The 17,335-nt window shown below is 62.4% G+C and carries 12 protein-coding genes and 5 pseudogenes; 8 read left to right on the top strand and 9 right to left on the bottom strand.

What is annotated here, in order from left to right:
- Positions 1-217: 217 nt before the first annotated feature.
- Both istB and A7G45_RS32860 read left to right on the top strand, forming a co-directional pair.
- Positions 218-969, top strand: a pseudogene (istB, locus tag A7G45_RS24750) (IS21-like element helper ATPase IstB); the annotation flags it as partial.
- A gap of 111 nt (positions 970-1,080) precedes the next feature.
- Positions 1,081-1,182, top strand: a pseudogene (locus tag A7G45_RS32860) (ATP-binding protein); the annotation flags it as partial.
- Between the two features lie 511 nt (positions 1,183-1,693).
- On the opposite strand, the gene A7G45_RS24740 reads toward A7G45_RS32860, so the two are convergent.
- The 9 genes from A7G45_RS24740 to A7G45_RS24700 form a co-directional block, all read right to left on the bottom strand.
- Complete coding sequence (locus A7G45_RS24740; RefSeq protein ID WP_162563878.1) at positions 1,694-1,849, bottom strand: TetR/AcrR family transcriptional regulator; 156 nt, start codon at positions 1,847-1,849, stop codon at positions 1,694-1,696.
- Between the two features lie 218 nt (positions 1,850-2,067).
- Positions 2,068-3,525 (bottom strand): MCE family protein, encoded by a 1,458-nt coding sequence (locus tag A7G45_RS24735; RefSeq protein ID WP_260940852.1) that lies wholly within the window; start codon positions 3,523-3,525, stop codon positions 2,068-2,070.
- 1 nt (position 3,526) lies between these two features.
- Positions 3,527-4,648 (bottom strand): MCE family protein, encoded by a 1,122-nt coding sequence (locus A7G45_RS24730; protein WP_061010796.1) that lies wholly within the window; start codon positions 4,646-4,648, stop codon positions 3,527-3,529.
- Positions 4,649-4,653: 5 nt separating this feature from the next.
- A complete protein-coding gene (locus tag A7G45_RS24725) occupies positions 4,654-5,997 on the bottom strand; it encodes an MCE family protein (RefSeq protein ID WP_061010792.1) in 1,344 nt (447 codons plus the stop codon).
- Positions 5,994-7,286 carry an MCE family protein gene (locus A7G45_RS24720; RefSeq protein WP_061010789.1) on the bottom strand — a complete coding sequence of 431 codons (1,293 nt, stop codon included), beginning with the start codon at positions 7,284-7,286 and terminating at the stop codon, positions 5,994-5,996. Before A7G45_RS24720 ends, A7G45_RS24725 begins: the two co-directional genes overlap by 4 nt.
- Positions 7,283-8,311, bottom strand: a complete 1,029-nt coding sequence (locus tag A7G45_RS24715; RefSeq protein ID WP_061010787.1) for an MCE family protein — start codon at positions 8,309-8,311, stop codon at positions 7,283-7,285. The genes A7G45_RS24720 and A7G45_RS24715 overlap by 4 nt, the downstream gene beginning before the upstream one ends.
- A gap of 30 nt (positions 8,312-8,341) precedes the next feature.
- Positions 8,342-9,688 carry an MCE family protein gene (locus tag A7G45_RS24710; protein WP_061010785.1) on the bottom strand — a complete coding sequence of 449 codons (1,347 nt, stop codon included), beginning with the start codon at positions 9,686-9,688 and terminating at the stop codon, positions 8,342-8,344.
- A gap of 12 nt (positions 9,689-9,700) precedes the next feature.
- Entirely contained in the window at positions 9,701-10,555 is an 855-nt protein-coding gene (locus A7G45_RS24705) for an ABC transporter permease (protein WP_061010783.1), read from the bottom strand.
- Positions 10,555-11,316 carry an MlaE family ABC transporter permease gene (locus tag A7G45_RS24700; RefSeq protein ID WP_082762349.1) on the bottom strand — a complete coding sequence of 254 codons (762 nt, stop codon included), beginning with the start codon at positions 11,314-11,316 and terminating at the stop codon, positions 10,555-10,557. Before A7G45_RS24700 ends, A7G45_RS24705 begins: the two co-directional genes overlap by 1 nt.
- A 274-nt stretch (positions 11,317-11,590) precedes the next feature.
- Here A7G45_RS24700 and A7G45_RS24695 point away from each other — a divergent pair.
- The 6 genes and pseudogenes from A7G45_RS24695 to A7G45_RS24670 form a co-directional block, all read left to right on the top strand.
- Positions 11,591-11,926: pseudogene (locus A7G45_RS24695) on the top strand (transposase); the annotation flags it as partial.
- Positions 11,927-11,964: 38 nt separating this feature from the next.
- Positions 11,965-12,283 (top strand): annotated as a pseudogene (locus A7G45_RS24690) (transposase); the annotation flags it as partial.
- 300 nt (positions 12,284-12,583) lie between these two features.
- Positions 12,584-14,416: an acyl-CoA dehydrogenase gene (locus A7G45_RS24685; protein WP_061010673.1), complete on the top strand. Its 1,833-nt coding sequence runs from the start codon at positions 12,584-12,586 to the stop codon at positions 14,414-14,416.
- A 242-nt stretch (positions 14,417-14,658) separates the two neighbouring features.
- The gene (locus tag A7G45_RS24680) at positions 14,659-15,783 is read left to right on the top strand and encodes an acyl-CoA dehydrogenase family protein (protein WP_061010674.1); all 1,125 of its coding nucleotides are present in this window, start codon (positions 14,659-14,661) and stop codon (positions 15,781-15,783) included.
- A gap of 54 nt (positions 15,784-15,837) precedes the next feature.
- The gene (locus A7G45_RS24675) at positions 15,838-17,097 is read left to right on the top strand and encodes an acyl-CoA dehydrogenase family protein (RefSeq protein WP_061010676.1); all 1,260 of its coding nucleotides are present in this window, start codon (positions 15,838-15,840) and stop codon (positions 17,095-17,097) included.
- Positions 17,096-17,237 (top strand): annotated as a pseudogene (locus A7G45_RS24670) (IS3 family transposase); the annotation flags it as partial. The gene A7G45_RS24675 and the pseudogene A7G45_RS24670, both read left to right, overlap by 2 nt.
- Positions 17,238-17,335: the final 98 nt, after the last annotated feature.

Raw genomic sequence — 17,335 nt, 5'->3', positions numbered from 1 at the left:
CCCGCGCCATCGACGCTGGCGATCCCGACTTATCGCACCGTGAAAGGGATCCTGTTCGCCGGCACCGACACCGATGACCCGATCAGCACCACCAGTGGCCGCAAGATCGCGGCGGTCCCGGCGTTCCTGCGCGGCCCCGACGAGTTCGGTGATTGCGGCGCCGCCTGAAAGCTGCTGCCCACCATACACTTTCCCAACGCACCTTTTAGGAATCATGATGTCTATCAGTGACCCCGCGCTGCGTAACGTGCTGCGCACCCTCAAACTCACCGGCATGCTCGACACCCTCGACGCCCGCCTGGCCCAAACCCGCGAGGGAGAGCTCGGGCACCTGGAATTCCTGCAAGTGCTCTGCGAAGACGAGATCGCCCGCCGTGAAACCAACGCTCTCGCAAGGAGAATCCGCCGCGCGCGCTTCGAGGAACAAGCGACCTTCGAAGACTTCGACTTCGCCGCCAGCCCGAAACTCCCGTCCGCGATGATCCGCGACCTGGCAGCCGTGCGCTGGCTCGACGCCAGCGAATCCGTGATTCTGTATGGCCCGGTCGGGGTGGGAAAACCCATGTGGCACAGGCACTCGGGCGTGCAGTCGCCCGCCGCGGCGGTGACATCCGGTTCGCCAAAACCAGCCGGGTGCTGGCCGATCTGGCTGGCGGTTACGCAGACCGGTCCTGGGGCAAAAGGATACGCGAGTACACCAAACCCCACGTCCTGATCATCGACGGTTTCGCGATGCGTGAGCACACCGCCCTGCACGCCGACAATCTCTATGAGCTCATCAGCGACCGAGCGATCAACGGCAAGCCGTTGATCCTGACCTCCAACCGCGCCCCGAAAGACTGGTACCCGCTGTTTCCCAACCCCGTGGTCGCCGAAAGTCTGCTCGACCGGCTGATCAACACCAGCCACCAGGTCCTCATGGACGGCCCGTCTTTCCGACCCCGGAAACGACCGGCCGCCCCAACAGCCGACCCAAGTTCAGGCCCGCGCTACCCTCAACACCGAGGCCCGCCCTGGAGGAATTCCGTGACGGCAGGCCGGGGAATTGCGTGACGGACGACATTCGTCCGTCGTTGACACCTGCAATCAGCAGCCTACGAACTCGTCGTGGAAGGCGAGTCCTACTGGCAACGCCAGAAACCCGGAAAGTCAAAACCGGTCCCTCCGACTTCGTCGGATTGACCGGCAACCATCGCATCGGTCACCATCGACACACGGCCTGAAATCGGAACAACCCGGTCCCATGCGAATGGCAAACCAGTGGTCCCATCACCCTGGTAGGCTACAACCAGGTCCCGCGCGGTCGCCAGCTCATCCGGTGTGGGTGAGCTGGCCATGGACACATCATCGTGGGTATCAGCTGCAGAGGACACAGCCTTCATCGTTTCGGTCACTGTGGACACTTCCCGCCAAGCTCACGCTCGGCGTGTTGGGCCATTTACACCGAATTCCGCAACTCCCGCCTGATCCACTTCGCGAGCCCAACGCCGTAGTTGCGCCGCCCACGCCGAAAAAGCTGGTGCTGATCCGCCAATAGGATCTTAGAGTAGGCACGGTCGCGGATAGCCTAGTCGACCTGTAGACGAATGTAGCTCTCAAGTTTCGTCCGAGATGTGTAGTCGCTGTTCACAATCTCCAAGACACCATCGCGCAGCGGGTAGATCAATTGCTCGACGATCGTTTCCAACGGCCACTACGTGGATTCGACGTATTGATAGACGGTCGGTTTGCTCACCCCTGCTTCTACTGCAATATTGCCGATCGTCGCGTCTCCGTACCCTTTGCGTTCACAAGCTTTCGCGGCCGCATCGACAATCGCCTGCGCGCTCGTTGCCCGTTGCCTTGCCATATACACCTCCCTGATTCTTTGGAATCCTATCCACATGGGCCGCTGGGAAGTACTTGACGCGGCACTGGGAGGCCAGGGCGGTTCATCAACGCCGACGATGCCGTAGCTGGCCAGCGTGCTTTTCGCCGAGTTCACAGGCAAGTGGCCAACCACACCCTGGTCCGCCGGTTCTGGGCAGTCCGCTTCTCCGCGATTCGCGGCCAGCGGGCCCTCTGCTGTCACCTGCTCTGTGGCGGCAGCAGCATCGCCTTCCAGTCGTTCGCCGGCTTCACAGTCTGGCTCACGCTGATTGCCGAGTAGACCTTACCGTCAGGACCGGTGAAGTTTCCCGTGCCAGGGTCGTATTCGACAACCGACAGCGGCGGCGGTGTCGATGGCGGCGTGTTAGGCACCGGCGGTGCGCCCGCAGGGAACTGCGGAATGCCCTGGCCGGTCAGGGTGGCGTTCGGGTCGCCCTTCCAGTTGTTCCCATCGTTGAGCGGCACATACCGCTCGTCGCTCTCGCACATCCACGCGGTCGGAGCTCGCTTACCGGGCTTCGTCTCGCACGGGATGTTGCGCGCGCCGCGGACCGCCATGGGCGAGTCCTGCGGAATACGACAGTACAACGCGCCTCGCGGCGGGTCCGGGTAGTCCTCAAGTGCAGGGGAGCGTCGCTGCTGCGCAGGCAAATAACCGGTTGTGCAGGGCGGCGGTAGGTTGATGTTGAGATTGAAGTCCAGGGTAGCACCCCGGTACGCCTGTTTGGTGTTGTGGTTGGCGACGGTGACAGAGTAAAAGTTCTGGACAGTCATCGGCACAGCGACTAAGAGCTGTTCGATACCGGCCTGGTAGAGCACCGCCACCTTCCCCAAGCTCACCAGATTCGCCAACAAGATCGGCACGGTCGGCCGCACCCGCTTGAATAATTGGCGAGCTTGGTCGGTGGCCGAAGGACCCGTTGTCAACAACCCGGCGACGTCCGCGTCACGGTTCCGCAACTGAGCGGTTATCTCGGCCAAGTGCGCGGACCATGCCTGAATTGCGTCGGCGGTGCCAGCTTGGGAATCTAAAACCGGCTGGGCCTGGTCGATCAACGAGGTGAGCGAATCCAGCTGGGCGTTGGCGTCGATGGCGAGTGCGGTGGAACCGCGCACGATCCGTGAAATCTCCGGTCCCAAGCCGCCAACAGCGGTGTAGGACTCATCGACGACGGTCTTGAGGTTGTCGCGCGGAATAGCCTGCAGGCCCCGGTTGGTGGCATCGACAAGCCCATTGATGTCGGGCGGGACGGTGCTGCGGTCTAGGACGACGGTGTCGCCGTTCTTCAGGGGCGGTGAGGTGCCGTTGCGTGGAGACAGTGCGACAAACTGCTCTCCGACCGCCGACACGCTGTGCACGTCCGCGTCGAGATCCGAGGGGATCGCGACGTCGGATCGAAGCGACAAGACCGCCGCAACACCCTTGTCTGTGAGATGCACCGCGGTAACGCGGCCCACTTCCGTACCGCGGTACGAGACGTTGGCACCGCCATAGATGCCACCCGCTCGCGGCAGTTCAACGGTCACCGTGTACTCGCCTACACCAAACAGTGTTGCCGGCAGCCGGATGAATCCGAAGATCATGACAGCACCGGCGACCAGGGCCACCACCATGAAGATTGCAAGCTGAAGCTTGACACGTCTGTTCAGTCGCACGTCACGGCCCCTGGTCGGTTCGGTAGGGCGCTACAAGCGGATTGGCAGCAGTGCACGGGCTTGGCTTCTGGCCGATGGTGCGGCCCCACTGCAGCTCGAGTTGGGTTAGCTGGCACTCGAACCGGGTGCCGGTGAACAGCGATGAATCGAGGCGGCTGAGAGTGAGGTCGATAACCGCCGTCAAGTTGGCGAAATCACCTCGCCACCATTTCTGGAGCGTTTCCTTGGCCCACGGGGGAGCGAGGAAGAAGCTGAATGATCGCGTCAGTGCGGAGCCGGCGTTGGCCAGGGACTCCAACACCGGGCCGATGTCGTTGAGTTCTTTGACCAAATTCTCTTTGGTGTTATTGACGGCGTCGGTAGTCACTGCGCTGAATTTGCCAAACGCATCGAGTGCGTCGGCAAGATTCGTGCGCTGTTCGTTGAGCACCGCCAGCGCATCGGGGATCGTCACGAGGGCGCGGTCCACGACCGGCTTCTGCTCGGCGAACTGGCCGGTGAGGCGGTTGAGGCTCTCAGTGGCCATGATGATATCGTTCTTCTGGGTGCTTACCTGCGTCGCGAACCGGTCGAGTTGCTCGACCAGGCTGCGCAGGTCCTTCTCGCGCCCGGCGAAGGCCGTGCTGAACGCCCGGGTGATCTCTTCAATTCTGCCGATGCCGCCACCGTTGAGCAACAACGAAACGGCCGCCAGCGTCTGCTCGGTGGTGGGGTAGGTCGCGCTCGACGACAGCGGGATCAGCGATCCGTTGTGCAGCCGGCCCTGCGGGGCGGCATCTGTCGGCGCGGCCACCTCGACGTGCGTCGAGCCCAGCAGACTCGTCTGCCCGATGGTGGCGATCGCATTCGCGGGCAGGGTCACGTCACCATTGAGTCGCATCGTGATCAGGGCGTGCCAGCCCTGCAGCTCCACCTTCGTGACAGTGCCCACGTTGACATCGCCGATCCGAACACGGGAGTTCGGCTGAATCGTCGTCACGTCCGCGAGCTCTGCCTGAACTACGTACGAGCCGGGTCCGCCCCCCTCGGTGCCCGGCATCGGCAGCGAATTCAGGCCCTGCCAGCCGCAGCTCGACAGCACAGCCGCCAGCGCAAGAGCCAGCAGGATCGCGGGTAGACGCATCGCCGTCACGATCCTCCCCCCGGCGGCAACATCAGGCCGGGCAGACCGGCGGCCGGGTCGGTGGGCACAGCCGTGGGAGCGGGTGCAGGCAAAGACTCCTGACCGTTCGGCAGCGGAACTTCGGCGGGCAGCGGGCCTACCGGGGGCGCTGCCTCCGGCGCCGGCGCGGGCCGCGGTGGCACATAGTCGGGTCGCATCCAGTCCTCGCTATACGTCACTTCGTTGGGGCGGGCGGTTGTTCCGTCGAAGAGGTTCTCTCCGATCGGCGGGAAGTTGTACTGCCGGTTCTTCAAGATCGGCGCCAGATACTGCGCGCACAGCTTCGCCGACTGCTCCCCGTTCTCACGTGAGGCGGCCTCAATGGCCGAGCAGAGGAACTGGATCGGATTAGCGAAATTGTTGATCGCCAGGGCACCTGAGAGAGTCCCCTGCGCGGGCTGGTAGATGTTGTTGAGATTCTGGATCGTATTCGGCGCAGTGTGCAGGAGTTCTTTGATGTCGCCGAGGGAGTCGACCAGGGCCTGGGACACTGATGCGAGCTTGTCAGAGGTGGTGCCGATGGCCTCCCGGTTGTCGGCAACGAAATCCGTGACATCGCGAGCAGCGGTGTTGAGATTCTGGACGGCGCGCCCCACCTCATCGGGGTCGTTAGCCAGCGTGGCGGTTACCGCGGCGAGGTTTACATTCAACTGGGCCAACAAATCGCTGCTCGATTGCAGAGCGGACACAAGCGCATTTAGGTTCTTGACGGTCGAGAAGATGTCGTTGCTGTGGTCTCCGAGTATGGCGAAGGCTTGCGAGATTTTGATGACTGTCTCGCGGATTTTGGCACCCTGACCACGGAGATTGGCCGCGGCCGTGTTGACGAATGCACCTAGCGTGCTGACTCCACCGGGTTGGGTGGGTTGTAGGGCCTTTGTCAGCTTCTCGAGCTGGTCGCGCAGTTCGTCCCACTCCACCGGCACGGCGGTGCGGTTCTGGGGGATTACGGCACCGCCACTCATCGCGGGTCCGCTGGTGTAAACAGGCGTCAACTGGATCGCACGCGCTGTGACTAGGCGTGGGGCAAGAATCACCGCCTTCGCGTCAGCGGGAACTTTGTACGCGCCGTTGATCCAGAACGAGATCTTCGCGCGCTGCGGCTGAGGTTCGATCCGGTCGATCTCGCCTACCGGGACGCCGAGGATGCGCACCTCGTCCCCGACGAAGATGCCGTTGCTGTTGTCGAAGTAGGCAACCATGTGCGTCCGATTCGTCACACCCCACAGCGGACGGACGACAACAGCGACAGCGGCGACCAGGATGAGCAACAGCCCGACGGCGAGGATCGCTCGGCTCTTGCGGCTCACGGTGCCGGCTCCTCTGCCGGAGCTTGGCTGACGACCGTCTTCGGCGCGGGCGGCGTCCACACCGGGCCGGGCGTCGCCTCACTCGGAGGTCCTGGCGGCGGCCCGCCCGGCGGCGGCGCCGGCAAGGGCTCCCGGTACGGATACCGGTGATCGCCCGGATTTCCGGTGATCGAATCAGGGAGCGTCAAGTGTGGCTCGCCGCCCTGACCGGTGCGGGGGTACGGGAGCGGCAGCGGCGGGGTGGCGCGTTGCCCGGTCTGTGGGTCGCTCAACTTGCTGGGCGGCAACACGTTCGGGTCGAGACCGAGATCGGAGAAAGCGGCGTCAATGAATGGTTGCACGAACTGCCCGGGTAGTAGGTTGACGATGTAGGCCATGAAGAACGGGCCCGAAGCAAGGCACTCACCCAAGCTCAGCAGATAGCCCGGGAGCTCTTTCAGTGCTTGCTGCACTTGTTTTTTCCGATTGTCGATGATCGTGAGAACACCGTTGAGCTTATCCAGGGCCGGCCGCAGCGATTGCCGGTTCTCCGCGATGAACCCCGAAAGCTGTCCGGCGGCCGCCGAAATGTTCGCGGAGAGCTGATCGAGGGCAGCGCTCTGCGTTCGTAACTCGGCTAGCAGTGTGTCGGTGTTGGCGATCAGGCCCACTATCTGGTCGGTGCGCTCGGCGAGCACCGTGGTCGCCTTATTGGCGTTAGCCAGCAGGCCGCGTAGTTGGGTGTCGCGATCATTGAGGGTTTGGGAGAACCGGGCCACCCCGTCGATGGCGAGCTTGAGATCTGGTGGAGTATCGGAGAACGTGTGGGCCAGCGTGGCCAGTGACTTCGACACCTGGTCTGTGTCCAACCCGCTGACCGTGGTGGCCAAGTCACCGAGAGCGTCGGGCAGTTCGTAGGCCGGCGTGGTGCGGTCCAGCGGGATCGGCTCGGACAGTTGGCCGTCACCCCTCGACGTGAGGGTCAGGATCTTGGCGCCGAGCAGACTCTTGGTCTTGATCGCCGCCTCGGTCCGCTCGCCCAGGCGAATATTCTTGTCCACCGTGAAAGTGACCCGCACGCGGGGTCCGTCGAGTTCGATGGCAGAAACCTTGCCCGCCTTCAGTCCCGATACCTGCACAGCCTCGCCCTGCCGCAGGCCCCCGGCCTCGGCGAAGTACGCCGAGTACTGCCTGCCCTGGTCGAAGAAGGGCAGCTTGTCGTACTGCAGGGCAGCGAGGATGAGGCCCACGGTCAGTGCGATGCCGATTCCACCGGTGACCACAGGGTTGCGTTGAGCGAAAGGTTTCATCGAGGAGCGCACCGTCCCGAGGTCTGACCAGCCAGCTTTACGAACACCGGTTGACCTCCCTTGCCGTTGAGCTTGACCAGAATTTCGCACAAGTAAAAGCTGAAGAACCCGCCGTACAGCCCCTGACGTCGAAGCATGCGGTACGAATCTGGCAGGGTCTTGAGCAGATCATCGACATATTGGTGATCGGCCACCACGTTGCCGGCCGTGCGGTCGAGGTTGGTGACGACCTTATGAATCGGCGGCCGAGCAGCCCCTAGCAGATCTGCGACTGCCGCCGCAGCGGCGTTGGTGTGTGCAACCGCGCTGCTGATGTCGCTCTTACGCTCAGCGAGCAGCTGAATCAGCTGCGCGAGCGAGTCGATCGCCTTGCCGAACTGGTCGCTGCGCTGTGCAAGTGACCCCAGCACCGTATTCAGGTTGGTGATCACCTCACCGATCAGCTGACCGCGGTCTGCCAGTGTGGCGGTGGCGTCTGCCGTATGAGCGAGAAACGAGTTCACCGTTGTGCCCTCGCCCTGAAACGCTGCGATCAGCTGACCGCTCAGAGCGTTGACCTGGTCGGGGTTCAGCGCCCTGAACAACGGTCTGAACCCGCCGATCAGCGCATCCAGGTCGAGCGCGGGCCGGGTCTGCCCAGTGGCGATGGTCTGCCCTGGCGCCAACCGCTTCACACCCCCGGCACCCTCCTCGAGGGCAAGGTAGCGTCCGCCTATCACGTCGGCCCAGCGGATCGCGGCAATGGTGCCATCAGTCAGCACAGCGGACTTGGCTGCCGAGAACTCCACTAGCACGAGTGCGTTCGGTTCGATGGAGATCTTGCTGACCTTGCCGACCTCTACGCCCGCGATCCGCACGAAGTCACCTTCTTCCAGCCCGCCCACATCAGTGAACTCGGCCTTGAAGAGCTGCTCGTCGCCAAATCGCAGTTGCGCGAACACGGCCAGCAGGCCGAAGGTGCCCAGTGCACACACGACCACGAAGATCGCGAGGCGCCGGGTCGCTCCTGCTAGGTTTTCTTTCATAGCTGCATTCCTCAGCGTCTGGTCGGGCGGTCAGGGTGACGGGGGCGGAGCCGGCGGAACTCCCGGATACAGCGGCGCGCCGTCCGGGCTGTACTGGGGCGCTCCGTATGGTGGTGCTCCCGGGTACGGCACCGGGCCGATCGCCGGTGGCCCGTCACCCCGCACGGATGGCGGTTTGGGCACCGCCTGAGTGCCAGGGAAGAAGTTGATCAACCCCGGATGGCCGACGCCTGGATTCGGCCGCACATCGAGACCGGTACCCCACCCGGTGTTGGTAACCAGATAGCGCACTGGGTAGTTCTTGTTGGGGTCGGGCAGCGAACCGCAGCCTGGCTTTCCGCCAGGGCCGCCCTTGGCCGCGACGATCGGCAGGTTTTCGGGGTACCTGTAGAGATCGTCACCCAGGTCCAAACCCACATCCAAAATGATCGAATGGCCGTTGCCGCCGCCGTACACGTAGTACCCGCCGTTCTCGGACGTGATCAGATTCCTGGTGGCCACCAGGGTGCAGGTGTACTCAGGGTTGTACTTCAGCAGCAAAGCTGTGGTGGGGGCCGCGATGTTGATCGCATTAACCAGGTTGTCCCTGTTCGGCGCCAACACGTCGACACCCGCATTCGCGAAACCGATCGTGTTGAGCAGCAAGGCGTTCAGGTCCGAGGCGTGGTTTGTGATCGTCGTGCTCGTCACGCTGGCCGCATCGATTGTGGCCAGTATGTCGTGAGCGGCCGCACGGTAGGCGTCGCTGAAACCCGCCAGCGAGCGCCAATCCTGCGCCAAGGTGTCCATTCTCGGGTTGACCGCCGTTAACACGCTGTTGGCTGCGGTGGTGGCTTCTCCGATGCGCCGGCCTTGACCGCGCACCCCGTCGGCCAGCGCGCTCAACGTCGCGTTGAGCTTCGAGACGTCGACCTGCTTCAGCACGCCGACGAGACTCTGGAACACCGTGTTGACTTCAGTGCTGACGTTGCGTGATCGCAGCACCGCCCCCTCTGTCAGGTGTTGGGCGCTCGGATCACTCGGCGCAATCAGTTCGACGTACTTCGCGCCGAACACGGTCGTCGCTTTGATCTCGGCCTCGACGTTGGCGGGGATGAACTGCATCTGGGTGGGGAAGAGGTCCAAATTCATGCTTACCGGTCCGGCACCGCCGCTGATCGAGGCCACCCGACCGACCTCGACGCCGCGCATTTTGACTTTTGCCCCTCGCTCCATCACCAACCCTGAGCGGTCCGACACCAACGTCACCGTCTCGAAAGACTTGAAGGACCCCGCGAAGAAACCCAAGCACACCACCACTGACGTCACGATGGCAGCCACCAGAATCAGCGTCCACCACGCCGGGTGAATGCTGCGTTCCCCTGATCGAAAGTCCATGAGCGGAGCTCCTTAACCGGCCAGGTGGAAGTTGCCGGCCTGACCGTAGATGGCCAGCGACACGAACACGATCACCATCGCGGCGCTGATCAACGACGCACGCATCGCCCGTCCCACTGCCTCACCAACGCCTGCCGGCCCGCCGGCGGCTGTAAATCCGTAGTACGTATGTACGAGCATGACCACGATCGCCATCGCGATCGCCAGGAAGAACGACCAAATGAGGTCGGTTGGGCTCAGGAACGTATTGAAGTAGTGGTCGTACACACCGGTCGACTGGCCGTACACGAAGGTAGTGCCGAAGCGCGCAGCGAAGAAAGACATCAGTACCGCTACGCAGTAAAGCGGGATTAGCACAATCACCCCTGCCACCAAACGGCTGGAACCCAGGTATGCGATCGACCGGATACCGATTACCTCGAGTGCGTCGATCTCCTCGTTGATCCGCATCGCGCCCAGCTGCGCCGTTGCACCGGCACCGATGGTGGCGGCCAACCCTATGGCGGCGGTCAGAGGCGCGATGAGCCGGACATTCAGATATGCCGATGCGAAGCCGGTGAACGCCTCGACGCCGAAATCAGCGAACTGGTTGTAACCCTGCACCGCCACCAGCGCTCCAGTTGACAGGGTGAGGAATCCGACGATCGAGATCGTGCCGCCGATGATTGCCAAGGCCCCAGTCCCCAGTCCCATCTGGGCGACCAACCTCACCGTCTCGGCCCGGTAGCGCACCAGCGCGTCACCGGTGGACGCGAGCGTACTGAAGTAGAAATGGGCCTGGCCACCCATTTGGTTCCAACGGTCGACGACGCCCCGCACCGTCCGGCTCAGCCTAGACAAACGTCTGCTGGGAACACTAGCGGTCATCATTTAGCCTTCACGCCGACGGCGGTGGCAACCACGTTGATAAGAAACAGCGCTACGAACGAGAACACCACGGTTTCGTTCACCGCATTGCCGACCCCCGCAGGCCCACCCTGGACGGTGGTGCCCTTGTAGCAGGCGATCAACCCGGCCGACAAGCCGAATAGCGCGGCTTTGATCAGGGCGACTATCACGTCGGACAGTCCGGTCACCAATGTCAGACCGGCGACAAACGCCCCCGGCGTAACGTGCTGAACAAACACCGAGAACCCGAAGCCCCCAGCGAGTCCAACCAACACCACGACCGATGACAGCAGCAGCGCGACGACCATGGCCGCCAGCACGCGCGGCACCACGAGGGTCTTTATTGGATCAACGCCCATGACCCTCAGCGCGTCGAGTTCCTCACGGATGGTGCGGGCACCCAGATCCGCGCACATCGCCGTCGCGCCGGCGCCGGCGACCACCAGCACCGTCACGATCGGACCGATCTGGGTGACTGTCCCGAGGGCAGCACCGGTGCCCGAGAAATCTGCGGCGCCGAACTCCACCAGCAGCACGTTGAATGTGAAGACCAACAGCACTGTGAACGGGATCGACAGCATCACAGTCGGCACGACCGATACCCGTGCAACGAACCACGCCTGCAGCAAGAACTCTCGCCAGGCAAAGGGCGGCCGCACCATTGCCACCAGAGTATCCAGGGTCATCGCGAAGAAGCCCCCGAGCGCACCAACGGGTTTCAGAACTACGTCAGACCGCATAACTCCCCAACTTCTCGGTAAAAGCAGCAAGCTCGCGACTCACCCGTAGAGACCCGGGCCTGGAAGTAATGCAAATGGGAGCGTGACCATCCGCGCTGGCAATCAAACCCTCTTCACGGCCCCTACTAAAGCCGAACTCGAATGTTACTTCAGATTCACAGTCGGGAGCGTACGGCACGTCGAGCGAGAGGACAAGAGGAGCCAGCGGGAGTTTGCGGGATTCGGTGTAAATGGCCCAACACGCCGAGCGTGAGCTTGGTGGGAAGGGTCCACAGTGACCGAGACGATGAGGGCTGTGTCCTCTGCAGCTGATACTCACGATGATGTGTCCATGGCCAGCTCACCCGCACCGGATGAGCTGGCGACCGCGCGGGAGCTGGTGCGCCTGTTGCAGGCCTGCGGGGTGTCGTTCGCCGATACCGCCGACGGGGTGCTTCGGGCGTTGACCAAGACGGTGGTCGAGACTGCGCTGGAAGAACTGGCCGTTCACCTGGGCTATGACAAGCACGACCCGGCTGGCCGAAACGGTGCCAACTCCCGTAACGGTACGCGCACCAAGACGGTGCTCACTGACACCGTCGGCCAGATCGACATTGAATCGCAACGGGAAATGTGGAGGCTCCTGACCTTGGAAACGAGGATGGAGTCATGCCGAGTGAACAGTCACCAGGGAAGCCGACCACACGTAGGTACAGCTGGGAGGAGAACGCCGCTGCGGTCCGGACGGTCCGCACGTTGGGGGCGGGCGGAGCTGGGTACCGAACATGGGACGGTGTATCGGGTCGCCCGTCAGCTCGGCTACGGGGTGGAGTCGGTGCGTTCGTGGGTGCGCCAAGCTGACATCGACGACGGGTACGAGCCTGGCGTGACGACCACGGAGTCGGCGCGGGTCAAGGAACTCGCGCAGGAGATCCGAGAACTCAAGCGCGCCAACGAGATTCTGAAGCGAGTGGCGTGTCGGGTTGGGCATCACCGGCGGCCCATAGCGGTGGCGCAGGTTGACGGGTGGTGTGGTGTTGGTCTCAATTTCGATCAGCCTATCCCGTCCGAGATGAACAATGATTAACATCACCCACATGGGAGTTCTGAGGCCGGTATCCCCAGTGTCGTTTCTCGCTGATCTCTTAGCGGCCGCGGGATGGGTTCGGCGATTCGTAAATAGTTATGCGTGGTTAACTTTCCCAGAACGACGAGGACTTCGGACCGATCGACGACAGGACCCCAGACAAGCCACGCGAGCATCTGAGTGCCCCACGAAGGAAGACTGATGAATCACTACAAGTCACCATTGCGAGATCTCGAGTTCAATCTGCTTGAAGTGCTGCGCCTGCCCGAGGTTTGCGGCGCCGAGTTCAACGGCTTGGACCAAGCGACGATTCGCGAGTTGCTCTCCGAAGCGGGTCGGCTATGCGAAGGTGCGCTGTCCGCTTCGTTCGCCAGTGCCGATCGCAATCCTCCAGTTTTCGATCCCGCCACACACAGTGTGACGCTGCCTGCTCCGTTCAAGGAATCCGTGCGCGCGCTGCTCGATGGGGGGTGGGACAAGGTCGGCATCGAGGAGGAACTCGGGGGTCTGCCGATGCCCAAGGCTCTCGCCTGGGCGCTGCGGGAAATGCTTGTTGGAGCGAACCCCGCCGCGTTCTTCTATGCGGGTGGCGGCGGTTCTGCCAGCATCGTCTACAAACTCGGGACCGTTGGGCAGAAGAGGTGGGCTGTCATCGCCGCCGAGCGCGGGTGGGGCTCGACCATGGTGCTGACCGAACCGGACGCCGGCTCGGATGTTGGCGCCGGGCGTACGAGAGCTGTTGAACAAGAGGACGGCTCATGGCACATCGAGGGAGTGAAGCGGTTCATCACATCTGCGGACGCAGATGATCTATTCGAGAACATCTTTCATCTGGTGCTGGCTCGCCCTGGGGGCGCTGGACCTGGCACCAAGGGTCTGTCCCTGTTCTTCGTTCCGAAGTTCCTGTTCAACTTCGAGACTGGCGAACTCGGCGAGCGCAATGGCGTTTTCGTTACCAATGTCGAGCACAAGATGGGCATTAGGGCCTCTGCGACGTGTGAGCTGACCTTCGGCCAGCACGACGTCGCGGCCAAGGGCTGGCTGGTTGGCGAGGTACATGAGGGCATCGCGCAGATGTTCGACGTTATCGAGTATGCCCGCATGATGGTCGGCACAAAGGCCATCGCAACCCTGTCGACCGGTTACCTGAACGCCCTGGAGTACGCGAAGTCGCGCGTGCAGGGAGCTGACTTGACCCAGATGGCTAACAAGGCCGCGCCAAGGGTAACCATCACCCACCATCCTGATGTGCGTCGCAGCCTGATGACCCAGAAGGCTTACGCAGAAGGACTGCGCGCGCTGTACATGTACACCGCGACCTACCAGGACGCGGTCATGGCCAAAGCAATGCACGAAATCGACGACGACCTGGCTGTCAAGGTCAACGACCTTCTGCTGCCTATAGTCAAGGGTGTCGGCTCGGAGCAGGCTTACGCCAAGCTCACGGAGAGCCTGCAGACCTTCGGTGGTTCCGGCTTCCTGCAGGACTACCCGATTGAGCAATACATCCGTGACGCCAAGATCGACTCGCTCTACGAGGGCACTACGGCAATCCAGGCGCAGGACTTCTTCTTCCGCAAGATCGTCCGCGACAAGGGTGCGGCACTGGCACATGTTTTCGGTCAGATCGAGAAGTTCATCAACGACGACTCCGGCAATGGTCGCCTCAAAGCCGAGAGAGCGCTGCTGTCGACTGCGCTCGCAGACGTGCAAGCGATGACGGCGACACTGACCGGCTACTTGATGGATGCGCAGGAAGACGTTTCGAGCATTTACAAGGTTGGCCTGGGGTCGGTGCGGTTCCTGATGTGTGTCGGCGACTTGATGCTCGGGTGGTTGCTGCAGCGACACGCAGCTGTGGCGTTGAAGGCGCTGGATGCCGGGTGCAGCGACACTGATCGCACCTATTACGAGGGGAAGATCGCCGTGGCTTCGTTTTTCGCGAAGAACTTCCTGCCGCTGCTCACCAGCACTCGCCAGGTGATCGACACCATGGACAACGACGTCATGGAACTCGACGAAGCAGCGTTCTGATGATGCACTCGCCGCAACCTAAGGTGTGTCTTTCATCAGACGCAAACGCTGACTATCGGAGATGGGACTGCCCCGGGGCTAACGCCAAGCCCGCTGGCGGAGCGGCGATTTCGAAGCAGCTTGCTCAAACTGTTTCGGAACTGTCCTGCCGCTGGCAATTGCCATTGCCGGACCGTCGGCATGGATGGGTCGCCACACAGTGGGGTGAGGCAGACAATGGGTTTGAACAGGATTGAGGTGCCATGGATTTCGTGCTGAGCCCGGAGCAGAACGACTTTCGACAGAGCGTCCGGCAGTTCGTGGAAAAACTGTCGCCGTTGTCAAAGGTCCGACAGGTTGTCGCAACTGCGCCGGGATACGACAGCGACCTCTGGTCTCGCATGAGCCGGGAACTCGGGTTGCCGAGCCTGCTGATCCCGGAAGAGTACGACGGGGCCGGAGCAACGATGATCGAGGTGGCCATCGCAATGGAGGAGCTCGGACGCGGCGTCGTACCGTGCCCGCTGTTCGCGACCGTTGCGTTGGGAGTCGTTCCGATTCTGATCGGGGCGAGTGAAGAGCGGAAGAAGGAACTGCTCCCGGAAATCGCGGCTGGCACTCGTACGGCGACGACCGCCGTCAACGAACCGGGTAACGCCGCCAGCTTCGGTGGCGTGTGCATGCGTGCGATGGAAGACGGCGGAGCGGTCACTCTGACCGGATCCAAGAACCAGGTGATCGATGGGCACGCTGCGGATACGTTGCTCGTGCTTGCACTGCCACCTGGGGACTCCGTTGAACCAGAGTTGTATCTCGTCGACGGCGATGCTGCGGGTCTGACTCGGACCCGCGTCGACACGCTTGACATCACCAGGCCGATGGCCACGCTGGTGTTCGAAGCGGTTAAGGCGGTGCCCTTGTCCGACGCGAACGGTGCTGCAGGCGCACGCCAAGCGTTCGATGTGGCGCGGACCTTGCTTGCGGCGGAGATCGTTGGCGGCATCGAAGGTGCGCTGTCGATGTCGGTCGAGTACGCAAAGATACGCCATCAGTTCAATCGACCCATCGGCTCCTTCCAGTCGATCAAGCATCGATGTGCCGAGATGGCAATCGATTTGGACAGCGCACGGGCGATCACCCTCTACGCGGCCTACCTGGCGGCGGCGGAGGACAGGCCTGAACTCGCTAAAGCGGCTCCGATGGCGCTGGCGACCGCCATTGCCGGATTTGATCTCGCCGCGTCGTCGAATGTGCAGATTCACGGCGGGATCGGGTTCACCTGGGAGCACGACGCGCACTTGTACTACCGGCGTGCGAAAGCCGACAGCGTGCTGCTTGGGTCAATACGTGATCAGTGGCTCGATGTCGCCGACCGCATCGGAATCTAAGTGCTCCCGCACTTGGGTTGACGCCATGACTGAAGAAGGGACAACGACCCGACCATGGATCTAACTTATCCCCCAGCAGCTGAATCGTTTAGGACGCGGGTACGCAGCTTCATCGCCGCCAATGTGCCTGCCGACTTCGCCGGAATCGGGGCGCTGAATCAAACCGAGCGCGAGGAGTTCATCCGCAAGTGGCGGAAGATTCTTGCAGACGAGGGACTACTCGCAGTGTCATGGCCAGAGCAGTATGGCGGCGCCGGTCTGAGTCCGGTCGAGCAGGTCGTCCTGGCTGAGGAGTTCGCACGCGCTGGAGTACCTACGGGAACCGAGAACGACATGTTCGGGATCCAATTGCTCGGCAATACGCTCGTCGTCTGCGGCACCGAGGAGCAGAAGGAGTGGTTCTTGCCGCGAGTTCTGTCCGGTGAGGACCTCTGGTGCCAGGGATTCTCCGAACCCGACGCCGGATCGGATCTTGCCAGTTTGCGGACCAGGGCGGTGCTTGACGACGGTGAGTGGGTGATCAACGGATCGAAGATTTGGACCTCCGCCGGTCATCTCGCAAACTGGATTTTCGTCTTGTGTCGGACGGACGTGGACGCCTCCAAACACAGGGGGATCTCCTTCCTCCTCGTACCGATGAATCAGCCGGGCGTCGAGGTTCGGCCCATCAAGAACATGGTCGGTCAGACGATGTTCAATGAAGTATTCTTCACTGACGCTCGGACCTCGGCGGGCAACATTGTGGGGGAGCTCAACGGCGGATGGTCGGTGGCGATGACCCTGCTCGGTTTCGAGCGCGGAACCAGCGTCACCACCGATGCAATCCGATTTCAAGCCGACGTCACTCGGCTCATTGACCTGGCGCGAGAGCGAGGCAAGACGAGCGACCCGCACATCCGTGAACAACTCGCGTGGTGCTGCAGCCGCGTCGAGATCATGCGCTGTCGTGGCTACCAAGCGTTGTCGCGCTTCTTGAAGGGTGAGTATCCCGGAGCCGAGGCGGCGATGACGAAGATAATCTGGAGTGAGTTCTTCCAACGTGAAACCGAACTTGCAATGGAGATACTCGGGTCGGACGTGCTCACGCCGTCTGGCACGGGAACAAATGGAGCCTTGATAACGGCGGACCTCGGTACGCCGAACGCGTCGCTCGCGTGGGTTGAGTCTGCGCTCGCCGCAAGGGCCGCAACGATTTACGCGGGTAGCTCTCAAGTGCAGCGAAATATTGTTGGGGAGAAACTGCTCGGTTTGCCCAAGGAGCCACGACTTGACTCTGGTCCGTTCCGCACCTTGGTCGGCGCCCGAGAAGGATAGTGAGGGCTGGCTGTACCTGTGCGCGGTTCGACGACGGGTGCTCGCGGCGGGTCCTGGGTTGGGCAGTCGAGGACCACATGCGCACCGATCTGGTGGAGTCCGCACCGTCGATGGCAGTGGCGCTGCGTGGGGCCTTGCCCGCGGTGGGCAAGTACGTGATGTCCGAGGTCCAGACCTTGTCGAGCTCACCGCGGTCGAATCGAGGGTTGACCAGGTCGTTGGGGCGGTGTGCGTCGAG

The sequence above is a fragment of the Mycolicibacterium llatzerense genome (assembly GCF_025331195.1).
GTDB lineage: Bacteria > Actinomycetota > Actinomycetes > Mycobacteriales > Mycobacteriaceae > Mycobacterium > Mycobacterium llatzerense.
The sequence above is the reverse complement of the archived record's forward strand: the minus strand, read 5'-3'. Positions and strand labels throughout refer to the sequence as shown.